Consider the following 8,523-nt stretch of genomic DNA (forward strand, 5'->3'; position numbering starts at 1 on the left):
CGCGGCATCGAGCCGCACATCCCGGTCTTCGACAAGTCGCGTCGCACCGACGGCACCTTCAGCCGCGAGGCATTCGTCTACGACCGCCAACGGGACGAATATCGCTGCCCGGGTGGCAAGCCGATGCGGACCAGCGGCACGCTCGTCAACGACGGCGCCACTTTGCTCTATCGCGCCAGCAAGCTCGACTGCGACAGCTGCGGCTTGAGGGCGCAATGCTGTCCCAACGAGCCCGCCCGCAAGCTACCGCGCTCGATTCACGAAGGCGCTCGCGACATGGCCCGCGACCTGTCGCAGACCGACGCCTACCTGACCTCCCGGCGTGAGCGGAAGAAGGTCGAGATGCTGTTCGCGCACCTCAAGCGGATCCTGAAAGTGGATCGGTTGCGGCTGAGAGGACCAAATGGAGCGAAAGACGAATTCCTCCTCGCCGCCACCGCCCAGAACCTCCGCAAGCTGGCCAAGCTGCTCCCGGAGGCGTCACCGGCGAGGGCGGGGTGATCCCGCTCAGCCGTGCTCGCGCTCAACCGCAGCAACGTCCGCTCTTGTCAGTAGCAGACGTTTTTCAACACTATCCACCCTTCTGAGACATTCCGGCGGGCCGCGGCAGAGCGCATCAAGGTAGGTCCGGAAGGGGTGGATTGCGGACGTTTACAGCCTCTTCGATCTTCGCCTCGGTAGGCGCATCTTTGCAATGGTTCAGTTCTGATGGTTCTCTCCGATAGCGGGAGCAGGAAAGCCGCAAATCGGATGGGGTGGCGGCGGACGGTCGGAGCGGAACGGCGGTTCCACACAGCGGGTGGGGTCCGGCCCATACAGTGCGATCGCTCTTAGCTTCATGGCACGAGAAGCGGCAGGTAGATCGTGCGTCCACGATGAAATTTCCGCGTCGTACCCATAGCCCACGCAAAGTGTTGGCAGCTCGGCGGTGAACTGCGCAAGCGTATCGGCGTCGTTCGATTGGCCTTCGTACGACTTCATCTGGGCCCCTACGATGCAACCCGGCGTGGTCAACATGGCCGAGAGGCGACCGCCGTTGTCGCGGATCGAGATCTCGGCCTTGCCGTCAGCGGAACGCGCTGCAAGTTCAATGACACCGGTGTTCATCCAGATTACGCCGAAGGTGCGGGCCTTCCGATCCGTGCGCAACATCCAGGGGCCGATACGTTGCTCGTCGTACTCGCTGCTCGAGTGCGCACCTTGCGAAGCGGCGGGGGCAGAGGTTGGGTTGCTATCGCGGGCTTGAGCATTGCCTGCGATCTGCACCAGGACGGATGAAATTGCGGCGAGGAGCGCGAGAAGAATCATTCAACATTTTATGCACGACGCGAAGGTCCGCAACGGGTCGTTTGCAGACGAGGTGACCCGTTCAAACGAGCGTCCGCTTTCAGGAAGATCGACGCGCGCCTCAGACGTCCGGAAATGGCGCGAAGCCGCCGGCTTACAAAAACCTGGATCGACACGTCTGTCGCCAGCTGCTTGGCGATATCGGGGCCGACCCGATCAACCCCGGCGATCCTGCGCCGGCGGATCCTTCGGCACCGTGAAGCAGACACGCGTGCCCGCGGCGGAGGTCGCATCGACCCAGAGCCGGCCGCCGTGGGCCTCGACGATGTTCTGGCAGATCGGCAGGCCGAGCCCGAGCCCTGTCGCCTTGGTGGTCCTGAACGGCTCGAAGCGCGCGCGGCCCTGTGCCTCCGGGAAGCCGGGGCCATTGTCCTCGACGCTGATCCGGACATGCTCCGCCTCCCGGGCCGCGACAATTGCCACCCGGGGCGCGGCTTGCCCGGCACTCGCCTCGACCGCGTTGCGCAACAGGTTCACGAGCACCTGCTGGATCTTCACGGCATCGACATGGACGGCAGTGCCGGCCGGAACGTCGACGGCGATGCCGTTCCTGCGCCCCATGGTGAGCTCCGCGAGCAGCAAGGATTCCCGAACGAGGGCCCGTAGGTCGACCCTCTTGCCGGCCGGGCTCGCCCGGGAGACCGTCGCGCGCATGCCCCGGATGATGTCTCCGGCACGCATCGCACAGGTCTCGGCCGCGTGGAGCGGCTCGATGAGCCTGGGGTTGCCTTCTCCCGCGATACGGCGCGCCGCGCGGATGTAATTGCATATCGCAGCGAGCGGCTGGTTCAGCTCGTGGGCGAAAGCGGACGCCATCGCCGTCATCGTGGCGAGCCTCGACGGCTGGAGGCCGTTGCTGAGGAGGTTCCTCTGCTCCTCCGCGACCTTCCGGTCCTCGATGTCGACCAGGGAACCGACGAAGCCCTCGAACGCACCGTCCGCCGAGAAGCGCGGAACACCCGTGTCGATCATCCACCGATAGCAACCATCGGCGCGGCGAAGGCGGAACTCGGTCCGGAACGGCCGCTGCTCCGCAAAGGCGCGCACGCATTCGTCGATGGCACCGACGTCCTCGGGACAGATGCGCCGCAGCCAGCCTTCGCCGAGCTCTTCCTCCAGGGTCGCGCCGGTATACTCGAGCCATGTCCGGTTGAACCAGACACCCTCCTTCCTCGCGTTCGAGACCCAGATGAGCGACGGCGTCGCGTCGGCGATCTCCTTGAAATCCAGGATGGCATGTCCCCCCTTTGGCGCGGTATCGGCCAAGGTCGCGGCGAACGCCCTGCCTCGTCAACCCTCTCGTCGGCAGCTTCGGATCGCGCCGCGGGCACCCGGGCAGATGCCCGAAGAGGGATTGTCGACCACGCGAAATGGTCGGCGACGTTTCCGCGCGATGCCAGGGCCGGCGGCGACTGATCCGCTCACGTCGCGAAGGCGCCCGCCACGACCCGCTGCGAACGGTGCTTGACGGCGCCGCAGCTGCCTTCGCATGGTCGGGCACAACGGCTGCGGATGCAGGGGGAGACAGGAATGAGGGCGTTCGTCACGCATGTGCTTTCGGGGGCGCTGGTCGCGACCGCTCTGTGCGGCTGGAGCAATGTCTCCGTCGCGCGTCCCCCCGCCCCTGCCCTCTCGGCGACTGCGACGCCCGGCCTCTCCGCCGAGCGCCTGCGCCGGCTGAGCGAGACGCTGCAGGCCTATGTCGACCAGGGGCGGATCGCCGGCGCGGTCGTCAAGATCCAGCAGGACGGCCGCGACGTCTATTCCGAGGCCTTCGGCTGGCGCGACCGGGAAAAGCGCGCGGCGATGCGCGAGGACGACATCTTCCGCATCGCCTCGCAGAGCAAGGCGCTGACCAGCGTCGCGGCGATGATGCTGATGGAGGAAGGCAAGTTGCTGCTCGACGATCCGGTCGGCAAGCACCTGCCGGAATGGGCGAGCACGAATGTTGCGGTGGCGAAGCCGGGCGGCGGCTACGACGTCGTCCCGGCCAAACGGCCGATCACGATCCGCGACCTGATGACCCACACTGCGGGGATCTCCTACGGATCCGGTCCGGGCGAGAAGGCCTGGCAGGATGCCGGGATCACCGGCTGGTATTTCGCCGACCGCAACGAGCCGGTGGCGAGCGTCGTCGCCCGCATGGCGCGGCTGCCGATGGCGGCGCAGCCGGGCGAATCGTTCGTCTACGGCTACAACACCGACATCCTCGGCGTGATCGTCGAGAAGGTCAGCGGCCAGTCGCTGGCGGCGTTCCTCGACGCGCGGCTGATCCGTCCGCTCGGCATGAAGGACACGTCCTTCTATCTCCCTCGCGACAAGGCGGACCGGCTGGCGACGGTCTATTCGGCCAACGCGTCCGGCCTGCAACGCGCCGCCGAGCCCGGCGCCGCCGGCGAGAGCCGCCCGTTCGGCCAGGGCCATTATCTGAACGGCCCCCGCCTCGCCTTCTCGGGCGGCGCCGGCCTGCTCTCGACCGCCGCGGACTACAGCCGCTTCCTCGAGATGCTCCGCCGCGGCGGCGAGCTCGACGGGCGACGCTATCTCGGACGCAAGACGGTGGAGCTGATGACCGCCGATCACCTCGGTGACATCGGCTTCAATCCCGGCATGGGCTTCGGCCTCGGCTTCAGCATCCGCGAGGACCTCGGCCGCGCCGGCGCTCCCGGCTCGGAGGGCGAGTTCGGCTGGGGCGGCGCCTATCACAGCACCTATTGGGTCGATCCCGAGGAGCGGCTGACGGTGGTCTACCTCACCCAATTGCTGCCGGCGGGGAATGTCGACGACCACGGCAAGCTGCGCGCCCTGATCTACCAGGCCGTGGAGTAAGGCCCGGGCGCGGCGCGGAGGTCTCGCCCCGAGCAAAGGTTGGAGGAACGCTCCTCCCCCGCTCAGGCCGGCATGCGGTACGGCGCGCGGTAGCGGGGGACGATCAGCGCATTGGCCTCGGCGTCGCCCTTGAACTGGCCGGCGGCGGCGTCCCAATGGACCTTGCGGCCGGTGCGCCAGGCGACGTTGCCCATCTGGCAGACGATCGCGGTATTGGCCGCCGATTCGATCGGACAGGCCGGCGTGCGGGCGCGATCCTTGATGCAGGCGATGAAGTCGGCGGTGTGCCGGTCGAGCCCGTTGTCGCTCGCCTTGGTGATCGGGATTTCGCGGGTCAGCGGCTTGTCGTCGCTGGTCTCGGGTGAGACCCACCATTTGCTGCGGTCGACCACCAAGGTACCGGTCTCGCCGACGAAGGCGACGCCATGATCATGGCCGCCATAAGGGCCGCGGCTGATGCCCACCGCATGGTCCCATTCCACCGAGAAATCGCCGAAATCGTAGATCGCGGTCTGGGTGTCCGGAGTCTCCATCGCCGAGCCCGGATAGGCGTAGGCACCGCCGAGCGCGCTGACCGAGTTCGGCGCCTGGGCCTTCATGCCGAGCAAGGCGATGTCGATCAGGTGGACGCCCCAATCGGTCATCAGGCCGCCGGCATAGTCCCAGTACCAGCGCCAGTTGAAATGGAAGCGGTTGGGGTTGAAGGCGCGCTGCGGCGCCGGCCCGAGCCAGCGGTCGTAATCGACGCCGGCCGGCGCCTCCTGGTCCGGCTGGGGCGCGATGTTCTTCATCCAGCCCATGTAGGCCCATGCCCTGACCTTGCGGACCCGGCCGATGCCGCCGGCGTGGACATGGGCAATGGCGTCGGCCCAATGCTTGTTGCTGCGCTGCCACTGGCCGACCTGGACGACGCGGTCGTGGCGCCGACGGGCGGCGACCATCGCGCGGCATTCGGCGATCGAGTTGCCGAGCGGCTTCTCGCAATAGACATGCTTCCCCGCCGACAGAGCGTCGACCAGCATCAGCGCATGCCAGTGATCGGGCGTGGCGACGATCACCGCATCGACGTCCTTGTCGTCGAGCATGCGGCGATAGTCCTGGTAGAGGCGCGGCGCGCGGCCGGAGGAGGCCTGCAGCTCGGCACCGCGATCGGCAAGGACGTTGGTGTCGACGTCGCAGAGGGCGACGGGCTCGACGTCGGCGCCCTTGCTCATCGCATTGAGGTTCGCCCAGCCCATGCCGTGGCAGCCGATCACGCCGACCCGGACCTTGTCGTTGGCGGACGTCCGGCGGCGCTGGGCGAAGACCTGCTCGAGCGGCATCAGGGCCGAGGCGGCGAGTCCGCCGGCGAGGATCGCGCGGCGATCGAATTGGGCGCTCATCTGGTCTCCCCCTGAATGTCGTTGGCGAATTGGTAGCGCTAAAATCGCCGGTCGCAAGGGCGCACGATGCACGCCGCCTGGACCGCGGCTCCGATGCCGTGCAGCGATGGCCATCCCGCGCGTGCGGCCCCTTCCCTCTCTCCTAGCGCCCGCAGACCTCCGGCGACCCGGTCGAGGACAGCCGTGTCGCGCCGAAGCGGGAGGTGCTGATCGCGACATTCTGGGGGGTGCAGCGGCGGAGCTGGAAACGGGCCTTGCGCGCCTTGAAGTCGAGCGAGACGCGGCGGAAATTTTCGAGCAGGTCGGTGCCGAGCAGCAAGGCGGGCCGGTCGGCGAGGCCGAACATCTCGAACGGCGGCACGTCGGCGAAGGCCATCGGCACGTTGCGCAGCGTCACCGGGCCGAGCTGAAGCTCGGCGATCTGGGCGACCTCGAACTCGACGAAGCCGCCGGTGACGCCGGTGCCGATCACCTTCTGCGTCTTGCGGCCGCGGCGGACCAGCCGGTCGCGCAGCGCATGGTTGCCGATCGTGATCTGGCTGCCGGTGTCGATCACCGCGTCGAGCGACAGGCCGCCGGCCTTGACGTGGGTGAGGATCAGCTGCCCGCGGCGCAGGCGGCCGGTGACCACGATCTCGCCGGGCATCGGCTTCCAGGGCGTGCTCGCGTCCTCGACCTTGATCAGCCTCTTCTCGAAATCCATCATCAGCCGCTGGCGGACGAGCGCGTCGATGCCGATCATTCCGGCGCCGCCGACGTCGTTCTCGCGCAGCGCCGGCAGATGCAGGTCGCGGATCGTGCTCGGCCCGAGCGTCAGCTCGGCGACGCGCACGCGATCGACGATCGCCCGGTCGGTCATGCTGTTGAGGATCACGGGGGTGCCGAGCGGGAGCTCGAGCTCGCGGGCGATGCGGACTCCGATCACCGAGGTATCGGCGCCGCTGTCGACCACGAACTGATAGGGTCCGCGGCCGTTGACCCGCACCTCGACGGTGAGGCGGGTCTCGACCTTGCGCGCCTCGATCTCGTCGCCCTCGACCGACAGGCTGTCGTCGATCTCCGCCGGCGGCAGCGGCGGCAGCGTCGAGCCGGTGGGCGGCGCCGGGCGCGGCCGGCCGATCCGCGGCGGAGCGCCGTTCACGCTGCCGGCGAGGACCGCCAGCAAGCACGCCAGGACGAACCGAGTGCGGACCATGCGCTTCCTCTCTCGCGTCGCTGCGAGGCTAATCCTTTCGGCGGCCACCCGCCACCACCCTTTGCGGCCTAGCGGCCGCAGATTTCCTTGCCGCCGGTGGTCGAGAGCCGCGTCCGCACCGCGGTCTGGATCGTGCCGATCGACACCGCCTGCGGTCCGCAGCGGCGCAGCTGGAAGCGCGCCTTGCGACGGCGGAAATCGAGCGAGACGCGGCGGAAGGTCTCGAGCAGGTCCGATCCGAGCAGCAAGGCGGGCCGATCGGCGAGATCGAAGACGTGGAACGGCGGCACGTCGGCGAAGGCGATCGGCACGTTCCTGAGGATCACGGAGCCGAGCCGGAGCTCGGCGATCTGGGCGACCTCGAGCTCGACCTCGGTGCCGGTGACGCCGGTGACGATGCCCTTCTCGACCCTGCCGCGCCGGTGGCGCATGAGCTTGTCGCGCAGCGCGAGATTACCGATCGAGATCTGGGTGCCGGTGTCGATCACCGCGTCGAGCGGCAGGCCGGCGGCGCTGACCTGGGTGAGGATCAGCTGGCCGCGGCGGAGGCGCCCGGTGACGACGATCTCGCCGGGGAGCGGAGTCCACGGCTTCTCGGCATCCTCGACCTGGATCAGCCTCTTCTCGAAATCCATCATCAGCCGCTGGCGGACGAGCGCGTCGATGCCGATCATTCCGGCGCCGCCGACGTCGTTCTCGCGCAGCGCCGGCAGATGCAGGTCGCGGATCGTGCTCGGCCCGAGCGTCAGCTCGGCGACGCGCACGCGATCGACGATCGCCCGGTCGGTCATGCTGTTGAGGATCACGGGGGTGCCGAGCGGGAGCTCGAGCTCGCGGGCGATGCGGACTCCGATCACCGAGGTATCGGCGCCGCTGTCGACCACGAACTGATAGGGTCCGCGGCCGTTGACCCGCACCTCGACGGTGAGGCGGGTCTCGACCTTGCGCGCCTCGATCTCGTCGCCCTCGACCGACAGGCTGTCGTCGATCTCCGCCGGCGGCAGCGGCGGCAGCGTCGAGCCGGTGGGCGGCGCCGGGCGCGGCCGGCCGATCCGCGGCGGAGCGCCGTTCACGCTGCCGGCGAGGACCGCCAGCAAGCACGCCAGGACGAACCGAGTGCGGACCATGCGCTTCCTCTCTCGCGTCGCTGCGAGGCTAATCCTTTCGGCGGCCACCCGCCACCACCCTTTGCGGCCTAGCGGCCGCAGATTTCCTTGCCGCCGGTGGTCGAGAGCCGCGTCCGCACCGCGGTCTGGATCGTGCCGATCGACACCGCCTGCGGTCCGCAGCGGCGCAGCTGGAAGCGCGCCTTGCGACGGCGGAAATCGAGCGAGACGCGGCGGAAGGTCTCGAGCAGGTCCGATCCGAGCAGCAAGGCGGGCCGATCGGCGAGATCGAAGACGTGGAACGGCGGCACGTCGGCGAAGGCGATCGGCACGTTCCTGAGGATCACGGAGCCGAGCCGGAGCTCGGCGATCTGGGCGACCTCGAGCTCGACCTCGGTGCCGGTGACGCCGGTGACGATGCCCTTCTCGACCCTGCCGCGCCGGTGGCGCATGAGCTTGTCGCGCAGCGCGAGATTACCGATCGAGATCTGGGTGCCGGTGTCGATCACCGCGTCGAGCGGCAGGCCGGCGGCGCTGACCTGGGTGAGGATCAGCTGGCCGCGGCGGAGGCGCCCGGTGACGACGATCTCGCCGGGGAGCGGAGTCCACGGCTTCTCGGCATCCTCGACCTGGATCAGCCTCTTCTCGAAATCCATCATCAGCC

At 68.5% G+C, this 8,523-nt stretch carries 8 protein-coding genes; 2 read left to right on the forward strand and 6 right to left on the reverse strand.

The features are described from left to right. A partial coding sequence (locus E2493_RS20625) for a transposase (RefSeq protein ID WP_191993021.1) occupies positions 1 to 501 on the forward strand: 501 nt, incomplete at its 5' end. A 198-nt stretch (positions 502 to 699) separates the two neighbouring features. Here the strand turns inward: E2493_RS20625 and E2493_RS20630 are convergent. Continuing rightward, a complete protein-coding gene (locus tag E2493_RS20630; protein ID WP_135090626.1) occupies positions 700 to 1,308 on the reverse strand; it encodes a hypothetical protein in 609 nt (202 codons plus the stop codon). 195 nt (positions 1,309 to 1,503) lie between these two features. Beyond that, complete coding sequence (locus E2493_RS20635) at positions 1,504 to 2,613, reverse strand: PAS domain-containing sensor histidine kinase (RefSeq protein WP_135090628.1); 1,110 nt, start codon at positions 2,611 to 2,613, stop codon at positions 1,504 to 1,506. A gap of 264 nt (positions 2,614 to 2,877) precedes the next feature. Here E2493_RS20635 and E2493_RS20640 point away from each other — a divergent pair, with 264 nt between their 5' ends. Then, positions 2,878 to 4,176 carry a serine hydrolase domain-containing protein gene (locus E2493_RS20640; RefSeq protein WP_135090630.1) on the forward strand — a complete coding sequence of 433 codons (1,299 nt, stop codon included), beginning with the start codon at positions 2,878 to 2,880 and terminating at the stop codon, positions 4,174 to 4,176. A gap of 62 nt (positions 4,177 to 4,238) precedes the next feature. Here the strand turns inward: E2493_RS20640 and E2493_RS20645 are convergent, their stop codons facing one another. From E2493_RS20645 to E2493_RS20660, 4 genes are all read right to left on the reverse strand, one after another. Beyond that, entirely contained in the window at positions 4,239 to 5,558 is a 1,320-nt protein-coding gene (locus E2493_RS20645; protein WP_135090632.1) for a Gfo/Idh/MocA family protein, read from the reverse strand. Between the two features lie 142 nt (positions 5,559 to 5,700). Beyond that, positions 5,701 to 6,753, reverse strand: a complete 1,053-nt coding sequence (locus tag E2493_RS20650) for a retroviral-like aspartic protease family protein (protein ID WP_135090634.1) — start codon at positions 6,751 to 6,753, stop codon at positions 5,701 to 5,703. 68 nt (positions 6,754 to 6,821) lie between these two features. Then, positions 6,822 to 7,880, reverse strand: a complete 1,059-nt coding sequence (locus tag E2493_RS20655) for a retroviral-like aspartic protease family protein (RefSeq protein ID WP_135090034.1) — start codon at positions 7,878 to 7,880, stop codon at positions 6,822 to 6,824. A 68-nt stretch (positions 7,881 to 7,948) separates the two neighbouring features. Then, the coding region (locus E2493_RS20660; protein ID WP_191993033.1) for a retropepsin-like aspartic protease at positions 7,949 to 8,523 on the reverse strand (575 nt) is incomplete at its 5' end.

This window comes from Sphingomonas parva (ex Maeng et al. 2020), assembly GCF_004564275.1.
In the GTDB taxonomy this organism is placed as follows: Bacteria; Pseudomonadota; Alphaproteobacteria; order Sphingomonadales; family Sphingomonadaceae; genus Allosphingosinicella; species Allosphingosinicella parva.